Origin of the sequence: Aeromonas sp. s3 (genome assembly GCF_040907805.1) — a bacterium.
In the GTDB taxonomy this organism is placed as follows: domain Bacteria; phylum Pseudomonadota; class Gammaproteobacteria; order Enterobacterales; family Aeromonadaceae; genus Aeromonas; species Aeromonas dhakensis.
The window spans coordinates 341,387-359,918 of record NZ_JBFOCQ010000006.1 but is presented as its reverse complement, the minus strand read 5'-3'; the positions used below and the strand labels follow the sequence as shown (position 1 = coordinate 359,918).

The window sequence follows — 18,532 nt, the reverse complement described above, 5'->3', positions numbered from 1 at the left end:
GAGGAAATTACCCAATGTCATCACGCAGTATCATGGGCTTTGACTACGGCACCAAGAGCATAGGGGTCGCCATCGGTCAGGAGCTCACCGGCACGGCCCGCCCGCTGCGCGCCCTCAAGGCCAACGACGGCATCCCCAACTGGGACGAAATAGATAAGCTGCTCAAGGAGTGGCAACCGGACCTGCTGGTGGTGGGTCTGCCGCTCAACATGGACGGCACCGAGCAGGAGATCACGGTGCGCGCCCGCAAGTTCGGCAACCGCCTGCACGGCCGTTTCGGCAAGCAGGTGGAGTTCAAGGACGAGCGGCTCACCACCACCGATGCCCGCGCCCGCCTGTTCGAACAGGGTGGCTATCGGGCGCTGGAGAAGGGGAGCGTGGATGGCGTCTCCGCCCAGCTCATCCTGGAAGCCTGGATGGAAGAGCAATACGACTGATCTGCCGGGGTGAGGCGCTCGTGCGCCTCACCCCTTCTGCCCCTCTCAGGCCTTGGCCTGCGACAGTTCCTCCTCCTCGCCATGGCGCTCACCGGCCTGCATCATGCGGTTGAGCCTGGGCACCATCAGCCCCATCACCCCCGCCACCAGCAGAGTCACCAGACCAATCTTGCCGAACACGTCCGTGTAGATGGGCAGGGTCTGCAGCGGATCCGTCACCCCTTGCGGCACCGCGGTAAAGGTCGCCACATAGCCCCCGAGCAGGGAGGCCATCGCCTGGGTCAGGAACCACATGCCGAGGATGAAGCCCATCAGCCGCTGCGGCACCAGCGCCGCCACCATGGCCAGCCCCAGGGCGCTGATCATCAGCTCCCCCAGACTCTGGAACAGATAGATGAGCACCATGAACCAGGGCGAGGTGAGCCCCTGCGCATCGGCAAACCAGATGCCGGACGCCGCCGCGGTGAGAAAACCGAGGGAGCAGAACAGCATGCCCAGGGTGAACTTGAGCGGCATGGTGAGATCCCGCCCCTGGCTGCCCAGCCGGGTATAGATCATCGCCAGCACCGGGCTGCCCAGCACCACCCAGAAGGGGTTGAGCGCCTGGAAGCTGACCGGGTTGACGGTCACCCCCAGCATTTCATGGTGCATGTTGTTGATGGCAAAAAAGTTGAGCGAAGTCGGCATCTGGGCATAGAGCACGTAGAACACCACCGCCTCCAGCATCAGCACGAAAGCCACGTACATCTTGTTGCGCCCGACGCTGTCAAGCTTGAACGCCTCGCGAAAGAAGAAGACCACCACGGCCAGGGTCACCGTCATCAGCACCATGTTGGCGATCACCACGTGGTGCATCAGCCAGGCGCAGAAGAAGACCAGGGCGACCGAGCCCAGCAGCACCAGCAGCAGCTTGCCGTAGTCGAGCGGCAGGTGATCGGGGGCCGAGCCAATTCCCTTGACCATGCGGCGGCAGGCGAAGAAGGTGAGCAGGGCGATCACCAGGCCAACCCCGCACAGGTTGTAGGTCACTGTGTAGCCGTAGTGATCGGCCACCACGGGAGCCAGCGACAGGGAGATAAGCGAGCCGACGTTGATCGACATGTAGAACAGGGTGAAGGCGCCATCCAGCCGGGGATCACCGGGCTCGTAGCACTTGGCGAGCAGGCTGGCGGGGTTGGCCTTGAACAGGCAGTTGCCGACGGCGATGGTACCCAGTGCATAGAAGATGAGGTCGGGGTTGTAGATGGACATGCCGGTCATGAAGTAGCCGATGACCAGTACGATGGCCCCCAGCACCATGGTGCGCTTGGTCCCCAGAATATGGTCACCCACGTAACCGCCCACCGAGATGAGGCCGTACACCAGCGCCGAGAAGGCACCGAAGGTGATGAAGGACTGCTCCTGGGAAAAGCCCAGCTGCTGGACGAAGAACACCGCCAGCAGGCCCTGGACGCCGTAATAGCCGAAGCGCTCCCAGAGCTCGACGAAGAAGATCATGAAAAAGGGTTTGGGTTGTTGCAACAACCCGGTCGGGGTGGATGGACGCATGCTAACCTACCTGTCTGTATGTATTTTCTTATTCATGTGAGCGGCCCCGCAGCCGGGTTGGCCAGGGGTCGCAAGCTTGCTGCCGCGATGCAGACGAAAGGGGGAACAGGCCGGCTGGCCCGGATGGGGTGATGTTGAGGGGGCGATGGTTTTCGCCATGCCATGAACCTCCCTGCTCGGGTCATCGACCCCTTGCTGGCGGCAGACCGAATATCGGCGGGCAACCAAAAATGGGGGATCGAACGGGCCTTCCTCTCCTGCCGCGACTCGCTTCCAGTCAAGATGGCCCGGCATTCACCGCATAACGTTAAAACATCGAGCAATCATCACTATTTATGATAATTAACCACATATGAAGCAAATAAGCCGTAGATCACACTTATAAAAATACACAATGTGATATTTTCTAATGCTATTGGATAAGTTTTTTTGTGAATAAAATCTTAATTAAAAGCATCATTGCGCAATTTTTCGTGCTTGCGATATCTTCAGTTTGTTCACTTCATATGTGCTTGAGCCCTGTACTCTAGCCTTGAGGAAAACCTAGACTGCTCGCAGGTTGTTCTTTCCAAATGTTCAAATTTCATGAACATTAGTTTTCAGTCATCAATAGAGTATCTAAAGAAATCCACGTTCACTGGATGTTGGCGATATCGTACAGTAACTTCAACCCGAACGAACTGGTACAATGTCTAATAGCAATCTGGCCCTAGAGCAGCAGAAATTCCAAGAGCTGGAGGCCCCCATCACAGAGGTCTATGTCTGGCTGGCCTGTAGCCATAAAAGCACTCGAGATAGCGTATTAGCAGGGGAGCTGCCGAGTATTTCGGTAACGGTTATGGCGCTATCGCATGACCCAGAATATGAGTCAGTGTGGCAACAGCCGGGATAATGCGCCGATGAAACACCGGTTCATAAGCTTGGAGACAGAGTGGCTACTGACAACAGGATATATGAGTCTGCGGGAAGCAAGCGGAATATCAGCCACTACCAGAAGGATTACTACAATTGGTGGCGTCCGCATCAATACAATGATGGAGTGTCGTAAGAAGAAAAAATCGGCTAACCGAGTGTCCGAAGTTAGTTAGCCACTACAATGCGGCCTGTAATTTGCTAACGTCGAAATGCTGTAGACCGATTTCTAGATGCCAAAACGCTCTGGCCAATGCGCTGTGAAAATTACAACCTTAAGCGGCTACATCATATATTGAAGTACAAAACCTCCGATATGATGTATCGGAGGTTCTGAGTGCCAGAAGTTAAGTGAAAATGTATAAACCTATTTCAGGACTAGACAACTCATCCACGTACAGCAAGCGGCTCAGCTGCCCCGCCGCCAGTGGTAGCGGCGCTCGGGCCGGCCGCGCTGGCCGTAGTTGAGATCCACGTCCACCCTGTCCTCCGACTCCAGATACTCCAGATAGCGGCGCGCCGTGGTGCGGCTCAGGGACAAGCGCAGCGCCACCGTATCGGTGGAGAAGGCGCTGTCCGGCTCGCCCGCCAGCAGCTCCAGCACCTGGCGCAGGGTGATGGCGTCGATCCCCTTGGGGGTGTCGCGCACGTCGCGCCCCTGAGGCCTCACCTTGCCCATCAACCGGTCCAGATCGCTCTGCTCGAGGGAGCCGCGCTCGCAGATGCGCCGGTGCAGAGTGAGGATCTCGTCCAGGCTCTGCTGGATGCGAAACAGCCGCAGCGGCTTGATGATGTAATCCTGCACCCCCTGATTGAGGGCCTGCTGGATGGTCTCCACGTCGCAGGAGGCGGTCACCATGATGACGTAGGCTTCGCGGTTGTGGCTGCGCAGCCGGTTCACCCACTCCAGGCCGGAGCCGTCGGGCAGCGAGATGTCCACCAGCAGCAGCTGCGGCTGGGCCGCACGCATCATGAGATCGGCCTGGGTCAGGCTTTCGGCCCGACCCAGCAGGGAAAATCCGGGGGTGGAGGAGACCAGCTCGGCCAGAATGGATCCTATCCGTTCGTCATCCTCGATCACCAGCGTGAAAATGGGCTCCATAGATCACACCAATTGGTTTTTATTCAAGTAGATACCGAACAGGGTCGTCTGTTCGGCGGTGCGGCGCCATTCTATCACACCCCCTCGCCTGGCCACCGTCTCCTTGACCAGGAACAGACCGACACCGTGATCGCCGGTCTGGCGACTGATGCCGTAATCAAACAGATGGTCCGCCAGCGCCTCGTCCACCCCCTCGCCGCTGTCCTCCACCTCGATCACCAGCCGGCGCCCGAAGTCGTTGAGGGAGATGAGCACCCGTGGCGGACACTGCTTGCGCCGGGCCCAGGCGGCGCGGATGCCGTTGTCCAGCAGGTTGCCGATGAGGGTGATGAGATCCGCCGACACCGCCGCCGGGTACTCCCCCAGCGCCGAATCGGGATCCAGCACCAGCTCCACCCCGAGCTCGCGGGCCCGGCTGAACTTGCCGAGGATGAGCCCGGCCACCGGCTTGTCCTCGATGGCCCGCAGCAGATCGTGCAGCATGGTCTGGCACGCCTCGCTCTCCTGCTGGATCAGCTCCACCGCCTGCTCCACGTGGCCCAGCTGCAGCAGGCCGGAGAGGCTGCTGAGCTTGTTGGCGAACTCGTGGGTCTGCATCCGCAGCATCTCGGCATACTGGCGCAGGTGGGTCACCTGCATGCCGAGACTGCCAGTCACCTCGGGGCGGCTGAAGATCAGCAGCCGGCCGGGGATCTTGCCCTCCACCGCCTGCCAGCGCCCGACGAACGACTCGCCGTGCACGGTGAAACCGAGCTCGGTCTCGACCTGGGTCAGGGCGGGAGCGAGCGGCGGCGACAGCTCCGAGAGCGGCTGGCCGAGCAGGGCGTGGCGGCCGGTGCCGGGCAGGCGCAGCTGGTAAAACGCGGCGCTGTTGAGCATGCGGATGTGGCCGCGGGAGTCGAGGGCGATCACCCCCTCCGAGATGTGCTCCAGCACCAGCTCCTGCAACACGAAGCGATTGACTATGGTCTCCGGCTCCAGATCCAGCAGGGTACGCCGCAGTCGATGCTGGACCCAGAGCGCCAGCAGCAGACCGCAGCCCAGCACGGCGCCGATGGCGCTGATGAGCAGGGCGATCCGATCCAGGTAGATGCTCTCCACCGTCTGCATCAGATACCCCACCACCACGGCACCGATAGCGCGCCCGTCAGGCCCGATCACCGGGGCGAAGCAGCGGATGGCCGGCCCCAGGGTACCCACGTCCTTGGAGCAGTAGCTGCTGCGCTCGTTGAGGGAGGGCCAGATATCCTCGCCGCGAAACAGACCACCCACCAGCTCCGGGGAGGGGTGGCTCAGCCGGCGGGCGTGCTCGTCGGTCACCACCATGTAGGCGGCATCGGTGCGGCTGCAGATCCCCTGCACATAGTCGCGCAGGCCCGGATCGCTCCCCCACTGCAGCGCCTGCACCACCCGGCTGTCTCCCGCCAGTACCCGCGCCAGATCCCCCCCCTTGTCCTCCAGATTGCTCTCCAGCAAATGGCGGATGAAGAGCGCCAGCAGGCTGCCCAGGATGACGATCAGGAGCAGTGACAGGCCCAGGGAGAGGGTGACCAGTTGGTGACGCAGTTTCATCGATTAGCCTTGCAACATCAGGACGCGGACCAATAGTGCGGGCGCCACCAGGTCTGGTCAATCAAAGGTGCGGGATCACCGGCAAAATCGGCCACCCCCTCGGCACGGGCACACAGTGCCACCGCCCTCGCCACGGCGCGGGCCACCTCCCCCACCTGCTCGATGGGGGGCAGCAGCCGCCCCTCGGCCAGCGGATAGGCGCCCACCGCCTGCACCGCAGCCCGCAGCATGCCGTCGCTGATGCGCCGCGCCTTGACCGCGCAGGCCCCCAGACCAATGCCCGGGAACACATAGACGTTGTTGCACTGGGAGACCACCCGCGCCGCGCCGCCCACCTCCACCGGCGGGAAGGGGCTGCCGGTCGCGAGCAGGGCCCGCCCGCCGGTAGCCTGCCACACCTGGGCCGGGGTCGCCTCGGCACTGCGGGTGGGGTTGGAGAGCGGCAGGATCACCGGCCACTCGCACACCTCCCCCATGGCCGTCAGCACCGCCTCGTCGAACAGGCCGCCCTGACCGCTCACTCCGATCAGCACCCCGGGGCGCAGCCGCTCGATAAGCGCTGGCAGGGAATTGCACGCCTCCCCCGCCGGGCGGGCAAACGGCTGCTGGGCCGGGGTGAGCCCGGCCCGGTCCAGACAGACCAGACCGTCCTGATCGAACAGCTGCACTCGCTCCGGGCTGCCCGCCAGCTGGGCCAGCATGGCGGCGATACCGCAGCCGGCCGAGCCCGCGCCGACGATCAGCACCGGGGTATCCGCCAGCGCGCTGCCCGCCTGCTGCAAGCCCGCCAGCACGCAAGCCGACGCCACCGCCGCCGTGCCCTGGATGTCGTCGTTGAACATGCAAAGCTCGTCGCGGTAGCGGGCCAGGAGGTTCGCGGCATGCTTGCCGGCGAAGTCCTCGAACTGCAGCACTACCTGGGGCCAGCGTTTGCGAATGGCGGCCACCACCTTGTCCATGAACTGGTAATAGGGCTCGCCATCCACCCGCCGGGCCTGCCAGCCGAGGTAGGAGTCATCTTCCAGCAGCTCGGAGTTGTTGGTGCCCACGTCCACGCACAGCGGCAGGGTGCGCGCCGGGTTGATGCCGCCGGCGGCGGAGTAGAGCGCCAGCTTGCCGATGCAGATCCCCATGCCGCCGATGCCGAGATCGCCTAGCCCCAGCACCCGCTCGCCGTCGGAGATGACGATGACGTCCACCTCCTGCTCCACCGCCGCGAAGATGTGGTCCAGCTCGTCCCGGTCGTGCCAAGAGAGGTAGAGGCCGTGGCTGCGCAAATAGAGATCGCTGTGGCGCTGGCACGCCTCCCCCACCACAGGGGTGTAGATGATGGGCAAGAGCTCCGGCAGGTGGTGGCGCACCAGCTCGTAGAACAGCACCGGGTTGTCTTCCTGCAGCTGGCGCAGCAGCAGGTGCTGATCAAACGGACTCTGCATGGCCGAAACCAGCCGGTAGATGCGGCGCCGCTGCTGGGCCAGCGACTCCTCCTTGTGGGGCATGCGCCCCATCAATCCCTGACGCTTGCGCTCGGCATAGGGCAGGCTGGTGCCCATCATGATGTCGTTCATTATCTTGTTCCTTATGCCAGCAGCGAGATGAGCAGGGTCGCCAGGATCAGCATGACGGCGCCCCCGAGACGAGAGGAGATCTGGGCAAACGGCATCAGCGTCATGCGCTGGGCCGCCGAGAGCACGGCCACGTCACCCGTGCCCCCCATGTTGGCCATGCACAGGCCACCGGTGATGGCCGCCTCTATGGGGTAGAAGCCGATCATCCGCCCTACCAGCGCCGCCCCCAGGGCTCCACCAAGCACGGTCACCAGCACCAGCACGAAATAACTGACGGAGAAGGCGCTGATGAGCTCGGGGATGCTGGTGTAGGCGACTCCGATCCCCACCAGCAGGGAGGGGGTCAGGTTGGTGACCACGAACTGGTACCAGTCGGCCGCCGCCTGCTCGTAGCGACGGGGCAGCAGGCCGCTCACCTTGATGACGGCCACAGCCAGGATCATCAGGGCAAAGGGGTGCATGGGGATGAAGTTGCCGAGCAATGAGCCCAGCACGAACATGCTGGAGCTGATGAAGAGCCCCAGGCCCAGACTCTCCAGGGTCGGTGCTTGCGCCTTCTCCTCGGCCACGCCATCGGCACTATCTTTGATCATCAGCTTGCCGTTGCCGGTCAGGGAGGGGTAGCGGCGACCGAGACGGGCCAGCAGGGTACCCACCAGAATGGCCAGGGTGTTGGCGATCACTACTGCCGGCACCATGCGCGACAGCAGATCGGCACTCGACATCTGCAGCGGCCCGGAGAGGATCTCCACCAGCGGCACTGCGCCGGCCCCCATGCCGCCGCCCATGATGGGCAGACCGATGAGCAGCACGGCATTCTTGAAGCCGTAGCCCATCAGGGCGCCCACCAGACCGACGCTGAGCAGCGCCAGTGCGACGCCCCCCAGGATCACCGGCAGGTAGCGCATGGCGGCGTTTTTCAGCAGGGCGCCGCTCATGCCGAACACAGAGCCGGTCACCAGGCTGGCGATGAAGAAGTTGAGAAAGCCCCCCTCCTTCATGAAGCCGATGATCACCTGACCCGCCTCGACGGGCAGGATCCGGTATTCAAACAGGGCGGCGCCGCCGAAGATGGCGAGTATGGTGCCACCCCCCAGGTATTCGCGGATGGGGGTGATGCGCTCGCCGAGCTCGGTCAGCAGGGTGCCGAGCACGAACATCAGCGCCAGCGCGCCGACCATGCCGAGCGGCAGCGAGCCGTTCCAGCCCGAGAAGAGGACGCAGGTGGCGAGGCCCAGAAAGATCATCATGGGCATGCCGGCAATCTGTCGACCGCCGAACAGGGCGGTTCTGGTGTGTGGGGTAGAGAGGTTTTTCATTGTTATGCTCCAGCGTGTGGTGTGGCGCCACTCTAGAGATCTCCGCTCCTCCTGTCGGTTAGCCCGCCAACAAAGGCATATAAAAACATTAAATTCTTAAACGCTATGGCCTGCGGGCAAGGTTGGCACCCATTTTACATGGGGGTATTTCCGTTCCTGTCATCGTCATTAAATCCCCCCGACACGCACTCTTTTGCACTTTAAAGCGGCGCTTGAAGCGGTCATTATCAAATAGCGATCAAATAACCAACGCTGCAACCAACAATAATGGCTGCCAGGTTTGGCAGTGGTGAATGATCACCCGGTACAAGGCAAGGGTGATCCCCTGATCAACAAAAACGCTCCGGCCAGGAGCTGCCGGGTGATAAAAAGGAGGATGATGACAGCTCAACAGCGATCGCTGAGCTTGTTACAAGCATGGCGCTCCCGCTGGCAATGGCGGCTTGCAGCAAGAGGATAAAGGGTGCGGGCAGGCCCTGTGACAGGCTGCCCTCTCAATCTGATGTGCGGTTGTCACCGACCGAAAGACTATTCGGCTAATAACAATGGAATATTGGCAGGGTCAAATTCATGACAGGTTTCGGCATTTTCCAGGCTGAGTCCATAATGGCCGTCGACCACATATTCCACGTCCACCAGCAGACTCTCGATGGCGAGATGGGCGTCACCCGATTCATATCGTTCCACAGCTATCATCTCCCTGTTTAGCTGACTCATCAATATTAGTGAATAAAAAACAGAGTGCCGCATTTATATAATACTTTTTTGCATCGTCTAATTAGGGTGCACATAAAAAGCTGTGACTATTTTCATGCCATCCCAATAAACGACTCGCTTTATTTCGCCGGGCCCTGCCGACCATATCCAGCCTTCTGATTCACTCAAAAGTGCCGCTGCTCCCAACTCACCCCTTCACCCATGCTGTTTGAGCTCCACCAGAGACCTACCTCCAAATTTCATAAACAAGATCGCGATCACACTATTTACTTAGCCTGCTAAATAATTACAATGCTTAGCAAGCTAAGTAAAAGGAGAGTCTCATGATGAAGGATCTGGAAATGCTGCGCGAGCTCTCCCTCGCCGAGCGGGTCGGCCGGCTGCATCGACTGTGGCGCACCGTGGCCGATCTCGAGCTGGCCCCCCTCGGCCTGACTCATCCCCGCTGGACGGCGCTGTGGAAGCTGAGCCGGCTCGGCGGCCATCTCAGCCAGAAGACCCTGGCCGAGGCGCTGGAGATCGAACTCCCCTCCCTGATGCGCACCCTGGGCCAGCTGGAGGAGCAAGGTCTGGTGGAGCGCCACTGCTGCAGCCAGGACAAGCGGGCCCGCATCGTCACCCTGACCCCGGCTGGCAAGGCGCTGCTCGACCAGATTGAAGATCGCATCATGGAGATACGCCGGGAGCTGCTCGCCGGCATCAGCCAGCGGGAGCTGGAACAGTTTGAAGATATCGTGCACCGCATCTGTGCCAATGCCCTCGGCAAGATAGGTGCGCAGAGTGAAGAGAGAGAATGAGATGACCCCGGATCAACAATTCCAACGCTGGATCAAATGGGCCATGGGCGCCTTCGTACTGGTCTTTGCCTATTTCCTGCTGGCCGACCTCAAGATGCCGCTCACCCCGCAGGCCATGGCGACCCGCGTCGTCACCAAGATGGCGCCCCAGGTCAGCGGCAAGGTGATGGAGGTGGCTGTCGCCAACAACCAGCACGTCAAACAGGGCGACCTGCTGTTTGCCCTCGACCCGGCCCCCTTCGAGCTGGCGGTAGAGCAGGCTCGCCTCGCCCTGGCCCAGGCCGAGCAACAGAATCGCCAGCTCGATGCCACCCTCAACGCCGCCAGCGCCGATTTCAGCTCGTTGCAGACCCAGGCCGCCCTCAAGCTGCGGGAAGCGGAGCGTATCGACGCCCTCTATCGCCGCCACATGGTCTCCGAGCAGCAGAAGGATGACGCCGACAGCGCATTTCGCACCGCCCAGGCCAACCTGCTGGCCAGCAAGGCCCGCATGACCCAGGCCAGGGTCAACCGCGGCCTGCCCGGCGACGACAACCTGCTGCTGCGCCAGGCCCGCAACCGCCTCGCCCAGGCCGAGCTCAATCTCGCCTACAGCCGGGTACACGCCAGCCAGGACGGTATCATCACCAACCTGCAGCTCAAGCCCGGCAGCTTCGCCGCGGCGGGCGCCCCGCTGCTGGCGCTGGTCTCCGAGCAGGTGGACGTGATCGCCGATTTTCGCGAGAAGAGCCTGCGCCACGTAGATCAGGATAGCCTGGCCCTGGTCGCCTTCGATGGCGAGCCGGGCCGCCTCTATCCCGCCCGGGTCACCAGCCTGGATGCCGGGGTCAGCGCCGGTCAGTTCGATGCCAACGGCCAGCTGGCCAGCCCCACCGAGTCGGATCGCTGGGTGCGCGATGCTCAGCGTCTGCGCCTGCATCTGGCGCTGGAACAGCTGCCCGCCCATCTGCCGGCCGGTGCCCGTGCCACCGTGCAGCTGCTGCCCGACAACGCCCTGACCGGGCTGCTGGCCCGCGCCCAGATCCGCCTGCTCAGCCTGCTGCACTACATCTACTGAGGTGACGGCAATGAACCTGTGGCACAGACCCCTCACCGCCAATGAACTGCGCCAATGCCTGCGCATCGCCTTTGGCAGCACCAGCGGCTTTCTGCTCTGCAAGCTGTTCGGCTGGAACTACGGCGTCTTCTACACGGTGACGCCTGTGCTGCTGCTGGGCATGGTGCCGGTGATGAACGGTCATGCTGCCCGCCAGCTGATCGCCGCCGCCGTGGTCTGCGGGCTGGAAGTGGGGCTGCTGGGGGGGCTGTTTGGCGGCCATCCCGGCCTGATGATCCCCATCGCCTTCCTGCTGTTTCTCTACCGTTTCGCCGCCATGTCGCGGGGCAGCCTGTTTCTGTTCGGTGCCAACGGGGTGCTGAGTCTCAGCATCATGCTGCACTTTGCCAGCTACCCGCAGACCGATCTCAACGACCTCATCTTCAGCAACCTGTGGGCCAGCGTGCTGTCGGTACTCATCGCCTACCTGATGACGGCGCTCATCCCCGACGTGGAGGAGCGCCCCAAGCCGGCCCCCTCCCCCAAGGCACCGCACCGGATGCGGCACGAGGCGCTGCTTGGCGCCAGCATCGCCACCCTCTCCTTCATGGTGTTCCAGCTCTTCGATCTGCGGGACTCCATGTCGGCCCAGGCCACCACCCTGCTGGTGCTCTTCCCCATGCACTGGGACGGCGCCCTGAGCTATGCCCGCAAGCGGGCCATGGGCACCCTGCTCGGGGTGAGCTTCGGCCTGGTCGGCCAGCTGGTGCTCTACGACTGGTCCGGACTGTTGATCCTGGTTGCCCCCCTGCTCTGGCTCGGCGCCATGCTGTTCAGTCATGCCCACGTGAAGGAGGCGAGCGGTTCCGGGGTCGGCTTCGGCGCCCTCACCACCCTCGGCATCCTGTTCGGCCAGTACCTGACGCCCGGCAACGATCTGGTGTTCAGTGCCCTCTACCGGGTCAGCAGCATCTTGTTTGCCATCGTCGCCACCCTGCTGGCCTGTTACCTCATCCACCGACTGCTTAACCGTTTCGAGGCCACCCGGTTCGGTTATTGACCCCCTGTTGTTAGCTCAAGGATGTGCTGCCTTTCGCCCCGCTATGCCTACCGGGGCGTTTTTTTGCCCTGTATCTGGCAGCGCCTGCGGCCAGCCCCAGCAACTATGCTTGCTAGGGCAGTTGGCAACGGGAGAGAGACCATGACACACGCAACCCACATTCACTGGCTGGTTATCTGTCTTCTGCTGATGGTGGGAAGCGCCCGGGCCGAGTCTGTGCTGATCGCCGCGGAAGATGACTGGGCCCCCTACTGCGTTCTCGACAAAGAGAGCGGCCAGCCGCAGGGGCTCGCGCCCGAGCTGGTGAAGGCAGCCTTTGCCGCCGAGGGGGTCGAGGTGGAGTTTCGTACCATCCCCTTCGCCCGCTGCATGTACGAGGCGCGCAGCGACAAGGTGCTCGGCTGTTTCGATGCCACCATTACCGAGGAGAACCGTTACCAGTACTTCTGGCACGAGACCCCCATGTTCGAGGAGGATCTCGCCATCTTCGCCCTGGCCAGCGAACCGCGCCGGGATCTCAAGCTCACCTCGCTGGAACAGAAGACGGTGGGCATCACTCTCGGCTACACCTACCCCACCGATTTCATGGAAAACCCCAGGATCACCCGCTTTCAGGCCAAGTCAGACACCCAGATCATCGAGATGTTGGTGCGCGGCCGGGTCGACTACATCCTGATGAACGAGATGCCGGGCTACCTCAAGATCCAGCAGAAACAGCTGAGCGGGAAGGTGGTCAAGGTGGGCAAGATCTCCACCGACGGTTTCTGGCTCGCCTTCTCCCGCGCCCACCCCCGGGGTGAGGAGATGGCCAGTCGCTTCGAAGAGGGGCTGCAGAAGATCAAAAACAACGGCACCTACGAGGCGCTGGTGCGCGCCTTCGAGGCCAGACTAGGCCTGCATTGAGCCCATACTCATTAGTGCTTCTTTTGACGCCCATGGACGCATCTCGACGCAAGCCGGGTCGAGCGGCATTGCCCCCCTTGGGCAAGCTGTTAGGATCACGCCCGGATGACACCGATGGAGAATCAACATGAAGCACGCCAACCTTCTGCTGCTGGGCATTACGACCCTGACCCTGCTGAGCGGCTGCGAACGCGGCGCCGACCCCCTGAGCGTGACCGGCGGCGACCCCGTCACCTATCTGTGCGAACAGGGCCAACGGGTACAGGTGCGCTACTTCGCCCTCTCCGATCAGAGCCTGAACTTCGTCAAGCTGGCGCTGCCGGATGGCAAGGACTACACCCTGCCGCAGAGCGTCTCTGCCTCCGGCGCCCGCTACACCGACGATCGCGAGGCCGTCTGGTGGAACAAGGGCGACGAGGGCTTTGTCGAGATACGCGACAAGGATGGCGAGTGGCAGAGCGTCTACAACGACTGCAAGCAGCAGTAAACAACAACCCCGGCCAGGCCGGGGTTGCTCATTACTCCACTTCAATCTCGTAGCGACCCACCACTCGCACCGGAATGGCCTGCGGGTTCTGCTCCGACACTCGATAACGGGTCTTGGCCAACCCCGACAGGGCGATCAGGTCCAGCACGCCGGGCGGCTCCGAGGCCAGGATCTCTGGGCTGAACAGATTGCCGTTGGAGTCGATGAGATAACGGATCTCCACATAGCCCTTGACGGGCCGCTTGGCTGGCGCGCCGCCCACCGGTTCAAACGGGGGCACCTCGCCATCCTGCACCCAGTATTTGCCAAGCTCCGCCATGGTCACCTCCAACGGTGGCTGGTTCAGTTTCACGGTGGGACTGGGGCTGGCACAGCCCCCCAGCAGGCCGAGCACAGTGCCCAGCAGCAAGAACTTCAAACCCATTCAACACTCCTTGTTGAGTCAGATCAGAGGGGTCACCCCTCCCCGGCAGGGTTGCCGGCCCATTACTGTAACAATCGGAACCCATTTGAACAGCATAAAAAAAGCCAACCCCATCGGGTTGGCTTTTAGCAAAGAGGTTCAACGTCAGCCGCGCTTGTCGCTGACCACCAGCCAGAGGGCGTGCACCATGCCGGGCAGACCGCCGAGCAGGGTCAGCACTATGTTGATCAGAAAATGCAGGCTGAAGCCCACCTGGATAAAGGCACAGACCGGCGGCAGGAAGATGGCCAGCAGGATCTTGAGCAGATTGTTCATCTCGGATTTCCTCGTCAACGATGTCACAGGGATTGGAATGGGCTAACCATAAACATCCCTGGCCTCAACTGCAAACCAGACAGGGAATGCGCTCACCCCCTTCCCGCCAGGCGTTGAGGTCGTGGATCTGCTGATTGCTGCTGCCACGCCAGAGCAGGCCGGGATCCGCCAGCCCCTGCTCGAACTTGCCGTCCACCAGCACGTCCAGCAAGGCCACCAGCTCGCGCTGGGCCGGGCTGAGCTCGCCAAGCAGATAGCCGGTCCAGCACCAGATGTCCTTGCCGGGGCACTCGGCACGTACCCGCTGCACCAGCGCCAGCACATGCGGCACGTTGGCGGGGTGGAGCGGATCGCCGCCGGAGAGCGACAGTCCCCGCCGCTTGATGCGCGTGTCGTTAAGATCCGAGATGACGCGATCGCTCATCGCCTGATCAAACGGCTTGCCACCATCGAGCCGCCAGGTGCTTTGGTTGTAGCAACCGGGGCACTGGTGTTCGCAGCCCGAGACGAACAGGGTGGCACGGGTGCCTGGGCCGTTGATCACATCGACCGGATAGTACTGGTGGTAGTGCATCTTGTCTCTCGATTCACGGTTTGGCAGGCAGGTGATGATGGATGCCCCCTCATCCCCAGCCCTTCTCCCACTCTTTTCAACCTGAGCGGGAGAAGGGAGCAAGGCAGTACAAACAGCACCTCGGCCGGTTCCCTCTCCCTCTGGGAGAGGGTTAGGGTGAGGGCTCGGCTCACATGTGTTTGACCCGGCGTTTGACCTCTTCCTGCTTGCCCGCATTGAAGGGGCGTGCATCCGGGCTGCCGAGGTAGCCGCAGACACGGCGGGTCACCGACACCTTGGCCGGGTCGTGGTTGCCGCAGCGCGGGCAGGTGAAGCCCTTGGAGGTGCACTCGAACTCGCCGGTAAAGCCGCACTCGTAGCACTCGTCGATGGGGGTGTTGGTGCCGTAGTAGGGCACCTTGTCATAGCTGTAGTCCCAGACGTTCTCCAGCGCCTCCAGGTTGTGCTGGATGTTGGGGTACTCGCCGTAGCAGATGAAGCCGCCGCTGGCGATGGGCGGATAGGGCGCCTCGAAGTCCAGCTTGTCGTACGGATTGACCTGCTTTTCCACATCGAGGTGGAAGCTGTTGGTGTAGTAGCCCTTGTCGGTCACCCCCGCCACCACGCCAAACTCCTTGGCGTCGATGCGGCAGAAGCGCGAGCAGAGGTTCTCGCTCGGGGTGGAGTAGAGGCTGAAGCCGTAGCCGGTCTCCTCCTTCCACTCGTCGGTGGCCGCCTTTAGGCGCTCGACGATGGAGATGGCCTTCTGCTGCAGCTCGGCACTGTCAAACAGGTGAACCTGCTCGCCAAACAGGGCGTTGATGGTTTCGTGCACCCCGATATAGCCAAGGGAGATGGAGGCGCGACCGTGCTTGAAGATCTCGCTGACATTGTCGTCCGCCTTGAGGCGCACGCCGCAGGCCCCTTCCATGTAGAGGATGGGGGCGACCCGGGCCTTGACGCCATCGAGGCGCTTGATGCGATACATCAGTGCGGTCTTGGCTACCCGCAGGGCGGCATCCAGCTTGTCCCAAAAATCCGCTTCATCGCGGGATTTGAGAGCGATGCGTGGCAGGTTGAGGCTCACCACCCCTAAGTTGTTGCGCCCTTCGTGGACCAGCTCGCCGTGCTCTTCGTAAGCACCGAGGAAGGAGCGGCAACCCATGGGGGTCTTGAAGGAGCCGGTCACCTTGACCACCTGGTCGTAGTTGAGGATGTCCGGGTACATCCGCTTGGAGGCACACTCCAGCGCCAGCTGCTTGATGTCGTAGTTGGGATCGCCCGGCCGATGGTTGAGGCCATCCTTGATGGCGAACACCAGTTTCGGGAACACTGCGGTCTTCTTGTTCTTGCCAAGGCCGGCGATGCGGTTGCTCAGGATAGCCCGCTGGATCAGGCGTGACTGCCAGCTGTCGCCAAGGCCAAAGCCGAAGGTGACGAACGGGGTCTGACCGTTGGCGGTGTGCAGGGTGTTCACCTCGTACTCCAGCGACTGGAAGGCGTCGTAGCACTCCTTCTCGGTGCGGGCCATGGCGTAGGCATCCACATCGCCGATGCCCCACTCCACCGCCACTTCCCGGTGCTTCTCCCAGCTGATGGTCACGTAGGGAGCCAGCACTTCGTCGATGCGGTTGATGGTGGTGCCGCCATAGATGTGGCTCGCCACCTGGGCGATGATCTGGGCGGTGACCGCGGTGGCGGTGCTGATAGATTTGGGGGTGTCGATCTCCGCGTTGCCCATCTTGAAGCCGTGGGTCAGCATCCCCTTCAGGTCGATCAACATGCAGTTGAACATGGGGAAGAAGGGGGAGTAGTCGAGATCGTGGAAGTGCAGATCGCCGCTCTCATGGGCCTGCACCACGTCGCGGGGCAGCATGTGGCTGGTGGCGTAATGCTTGGCGACGATGCCCGCCAGCAGATCTCGCTGGGTCGGGATCACCTTGGAATCCTTGTTGGCGTTCTCGTTGAGCAGGGCCGCGTTGGTCTGCTCCACCAGGCCGCGGATCTCCTGGGCCAGCCGGCCGCGGGCCTCGCGGGCCTGATCCCGGTCGTGACGGTATTCGATGTAGGCACGGGCGATGGCCTTGTCGTCGGAAGCCATCAGATGGTTCTCGACCCGGTTCTGGATCTCGTGGATGTCCACTTCTCCCCGCCCTTCCAGCTCCTGGCTGACGGCGGCGGCAATGCGCTCTGCCAGCGCCGGACTGGCCTGATTGACCGCCTCCGCCGCTCGGCCCACCGCCTCGGCAATCAGCTGGGCATTGAATGGTGCGCGACATCCATCACGTTTGATCACAACCGGTTTCATGGAGTTTCCCCGTTAAAAAGGCCAGGCTCTCGCCCTCGGCTTACCCTTGTTTGGCCCCCTTCTCCACGCCTCGTCCTCGGCGCAAATAAATTCAGCCGAGGCTTGACAAGCCTGGGCTGACGATGAGAAGGGAACAGCTTTTACACAGCTTAATAACACAACATATAGGGATTAAAAACGAATACAGCCCTATATGTGGTGTCTATTAGGCACCAAAGCGGGGTCGTATTTCTTGATCCAGAACAGGTTTTTAGGCGAGTGGCGCAGTTCCCGACCAGCCACAAAAGGCACCATACGAGACCACTCTCAAGCCTGGTGCGGGCTAGCGCCCGATGCCGGCCAGCGAGAAAAAGATTTCCCCTCCGACAGTAATTGACCGGCACCGGCTGGCCCAGGAGTGAACATAATGAATGACAACACCTCTGTGCCGATGGGAAGCCATATGACCAAGCCTTTGTTGCTGCTACTGTTGCTGTGCCCCCTGTCGCTGCGGCTGTGGGCTGCCGAGATCCTGATGATCAGCAGCTACCATCCCGAGTACCTGTGGGATCAGAGCTACAACGCCAGCCTGGTGGCCAACCTCAAGGGCGAGCACCACATCAGCCACTTCTACATGGATACCAAGCGCCGCCCCGCCGAAGAGTTCGACCAGATCGCCGAACGGGCGCTCGCCTACTACCACCAGGTGAAACCGGATCTGGTGGTGCTTGGCGATGACAACGCCATCAACTACCTTGCCACCAGCATCGCCTCCCTCGGCACCCCGGTGGTGTTCCTCGGCATGAACGAGAACCCGCGCCACAAGGGGCTGGTCGGCCACCCCAAGATCACCGGCGTGCTGGAGCGCCCCCTGCTCAAGCGCAACATCAGCGAGATGAGCCAGCTGATGGGGGGGATCAAGAAGGCACTGGTGCTGTTTGATTCGAGCAACGTGGCCCTGACCGCCATCGAGGATGAGTTCAAGACCCAGACCGAGTTGCGGGTCGGCCAGACCCGGGTCAACAGCCAGCTGCTCGGCGACTACGACCTGTGGCAGGAGGCCGTGCTCAACGCCAGGCAAAACGGCTATCAGGCGATCTTCATCGGCCTCTACCACACCCTCATCGATGAGCAGGGCCACCACGTGGATGAACGCCAGGTGCTGGAGTGGACCAGTGCCCACAGTCCGGTGCCGCTGTTCTGCTTCTGGGAGTTTACGGTGGGCAAGGGCAAGGCCATCGGCGGCCTGGTGCTGGATGGGCACGATCAGGGGGCCAAGGCGGCCGAGCTGGTCAATGCCATTCTGGAGGGAGCCCAGCCCAAGACCCTGGCGCCGCGGGCTGCCCTGCGCGGCGAGTATGTGTTCAGCAAGAGCGAGCTGGCCCGCTGGCAGCTCACCCTGCCCGACAAGTGGCGCTACAAGATCCTCTGGCGTGATTAAGCCTCGATCATTGCCCCCATAACAAAGAACCCGGCCATGCCGGGTTCTTCGTTT

The 18,532-nt window shown here is 62.1% G+C and carries 17 protein-coding genes and 1 pseudogene; 8 read left to right on the top strand and 10 right to left on the bottom strand.

Translation table 11 applies throughout. From position 1 onward, the window contains the following. The first annotated feature begins 14 nt into the window (after positions 1-14). Positions 15-437, top strand: a complete 423-nt coding sequence (gene ruvX, locus AB5Y98_RS02365; protein WP_005303327.1) for a Holliday junction resolvase RuvX — start codon at positions 15-17, stop codon at positions 435-437. A gap of 45 nt (positions 438-482) precedes the next feature. Here the strand turns inward: ruvX and dtpB are convergent, their stop codons facing one another. Further along, positions 483-1,985: a dipeptide/tripeptide permease DtpB gene (gene dtpB, locus AB5Y98_RS02360; RefSeq protein ID WP_368231245.1), complete on the bottom strand. Its 1,503-nt coding sequence runs from the start codon at positions 1,983-1,985 to the stop codon at positions 483-485. An 818-nt stretch (positions 1,986-2,803) separates the two neighbouring features. Between dtpB and AB5Y98_RS02355 the strand changes: the two are divergent. After that, a pseudogene (locus AB5Y98_RS02355) lies at positions 2,804-3,033 on the top strand (integrase core domain-containing protein); the annotation flags it as partial. A gap of 273 nt (positions 3,034-3,306) precedes the next feature. Here AB5Y98_RS02355 and AB5Y98_RS02350 read toward each other — a convergent pair. The 5 genes from AB5Y98_RS02350 to AB5Y98_RS02330 form a co-directional block, all read right to left on the bottom strand. After that, positions 3,307-3,999: a response regulator gene (locus tag AB5Y98_RS02350; protein WP_005303332.1), complete on the bottom strand. Its 693-nt coding sequence runs from the start codon at positions 3,997-3,999 to the stop codon at positions 3,307-3,309. Positions 4,000-4,002: 3 nt separating this feature from the next. Then, a complete protein-coding gene (locus AB5Y98_RS02345; RefSeq protein ID WP_368231244.1) occupies positions 4,003-5,571 on the bottom strand; it encodes an ATP-binding protein in 1,569 nt (522 codons plus the stop codon). A gap of 17 nt (positions 5,572-5,588) precedes the next feature. Continuing rightward, positions 5,589-7,139 (bottom strand): oxaloacetate-decarboxylating malate dehydrogenase, encoded by a 1,551-nt coding sequence (gene maeA / locus AB5Y98_RS02340; RefSeq protein ID WP_368231243.1) that lies wholly within the window; start codon positions 7,137-7,139, stop codon positions 5,589-5,591. 11 nt (positions 7,140-7,150) lie between these two features. Continuing rightward, positions 7,151-8,458 carry a 2-hydroxycarboxylate transporter family protein gene (locus AB5Y98_RS02335; protein ID WP_139725397.1) on the bottom strand — a complete coding sequence of 436 codons (1,308 nt, stop codon included), beginning with the start codon at positions 8,456-8,458 and terminating at the stop codon, positions 7,151-7,153. 528 nt (positions 8,459-8,986) lie between these two features. After that, positions 8,987-9,178 carry a hypothetical protein gene (locus AB5Y98_RS02330; protein ID WP_017764158.1) on the bottom strand — a complete coding sequence of 64 codons (192 nt, stop codon included), beginning with the start codon at positions 9,176-9,178 and terminating at the stop codon, positions 8,987-8,989. A 320-nt stretch (positions 9,179-9,498) separates the two neighbouring features. On the opposite strand from AB5Y98_RS02330, the gene slyA reads away from it, so the two are divergent. The 5 genes from slyA to AB5Y98_RS02305 all read left to right on the top strand — a co-directional run bounded on the left by slyA (position 9,499) and on the right by AB5Y98_RS02305 (position 13,458). Continuing rightward, on the top strand, positions 9,499-9,972 hold the full coding sequence (slyA, locus tag AB5Y98_RS02325) for a transcriptional regulator SlyA (RefSeq protein ID WP_010634735.1): 474 nt from the start codon (positions 9,499-9,501) through the stop codon (positions 9,970-9,972). A gap of 1 nt (position 9,973) precedes the next feature. Next, positions 9,974-11,029: an HlyD family secretion protein gene (locus AB5Y98_RS02320; RefSeq protein WP_005303344.1), complete on the top strand. Its 1,056-nt coding sequence runs from the start codon at positions 9,974-9,976 to the stop codon at positions 11,027-11,029. A gap of 10 nt (positions 11,030-11,039) precedes the next feature. Beyond that, entirely contained in the window at positions 11,040-12,068 is a 1,029-nt protein-coding gene (locus tag AB5Y98_RS02315; RefSeq protein WP_005303346.1) for a DUF2955 domain-containing protein, read from the top strand. 141 nt (positions 12,069-12,209) lie between these two features. Continuing rightward, complete coding sequence (locus tag AB5Y98_RS02310) at positions 12,210-12,971, top strand: ABC transporter substrate-binding protein (protein WP_337079383.1); 762 nt, start codon at positions 12,210-12,212, stop codon at positions 12,969-12,971. 127 nt (positions 12,972-13,098) lie between these two features. After that, entirely contained in the window at positions 13,099-13,458 is a 360-nt protein-coding gene (locus AB5Y98_RS02305) for an MliC family protein (protein ID WP_368231242.1), read from the top strand. 31 nt (positions 13,459-13,489) lie between these two features. Here the strand turns inward: AB5Y98_RS02305 and AB5Y98_RS02300 are convergent, their stop codons facing one another. The 4 genes from AB5Y98_RS02300 to nrdD all read right to left on the bottom strand — a co-directional run bounded on the left by AB5Y98_RS02300 (position 13,490) and on the right by nrdD (position 17,058). Further along, entirely contained in the window at positions 13,490-13,882 is a 393-nt protein-coding gene (locus AB5Y98_RS02300) for an energy transducer TonB (protein WP_017787823.1), read from the bottom strand. A gap of 144 nt (positions 13,883-14,026) precedes the next feature. Then, positions 14,027-14,197: a YqaE/Pmp3 family membrane protein gene (locus tag AB5Y98_RS02295; RefSeq protein ID WP_005343870.1), complete on the bottom strand. Its 171-nt coding sequence runs from the start codon at positions 14,195-14,197 to the stop codon at positions 14,027-14,029. 64 nt (positions 14,198-14,261) lie between these two features. After that, on the bottom strand, positions 14,262-14,771 hold the full coding sequence (gene nrdG / locus AB5Y98_RS02290) for an anaerobic ribonucleoside-triphosphate reductase-activating protein (protein ID WP_368231241.1): 510 nt from the start codon (positions 14,769-14,771) through the stop codon (positions 14,262-14,264). Positions 14,772-14,940: 169 nt separating this feature from the next. Next, positions 14,941-17,058 carry an anaerobic ribonucleoside-triphosphate reductase gene (nrdD, locus tag AB5Y98_RS02285; protein WP_368231240.1) on the bottom strand — a complete coding sequence of 706 codons (2,118 nt, stop codon included), beginning with the start codon at positions 17,056-17,058 and terminating at the stop codon, positions 14,941-14,943. A gap of 442 nt (positions 17,059-17,500) precedes the next feature. Here nrdD and AB5Y98_RS02280 point away from each other — a divergent pair, with 442 nt between their 5' ends. Beyond that, complete coding sequence (locus AB5Y98_RS02280) at positions 17,501-18,478, top strand: ABC transporter substrate-binding protein (protein ID WP_368231239.1); 978 nt, start codon at positions 17,501-17,503, stop codon at positions 18,476-18,478. Positions 18,479-18,532 lie beyond the last annotated feature (54 nt).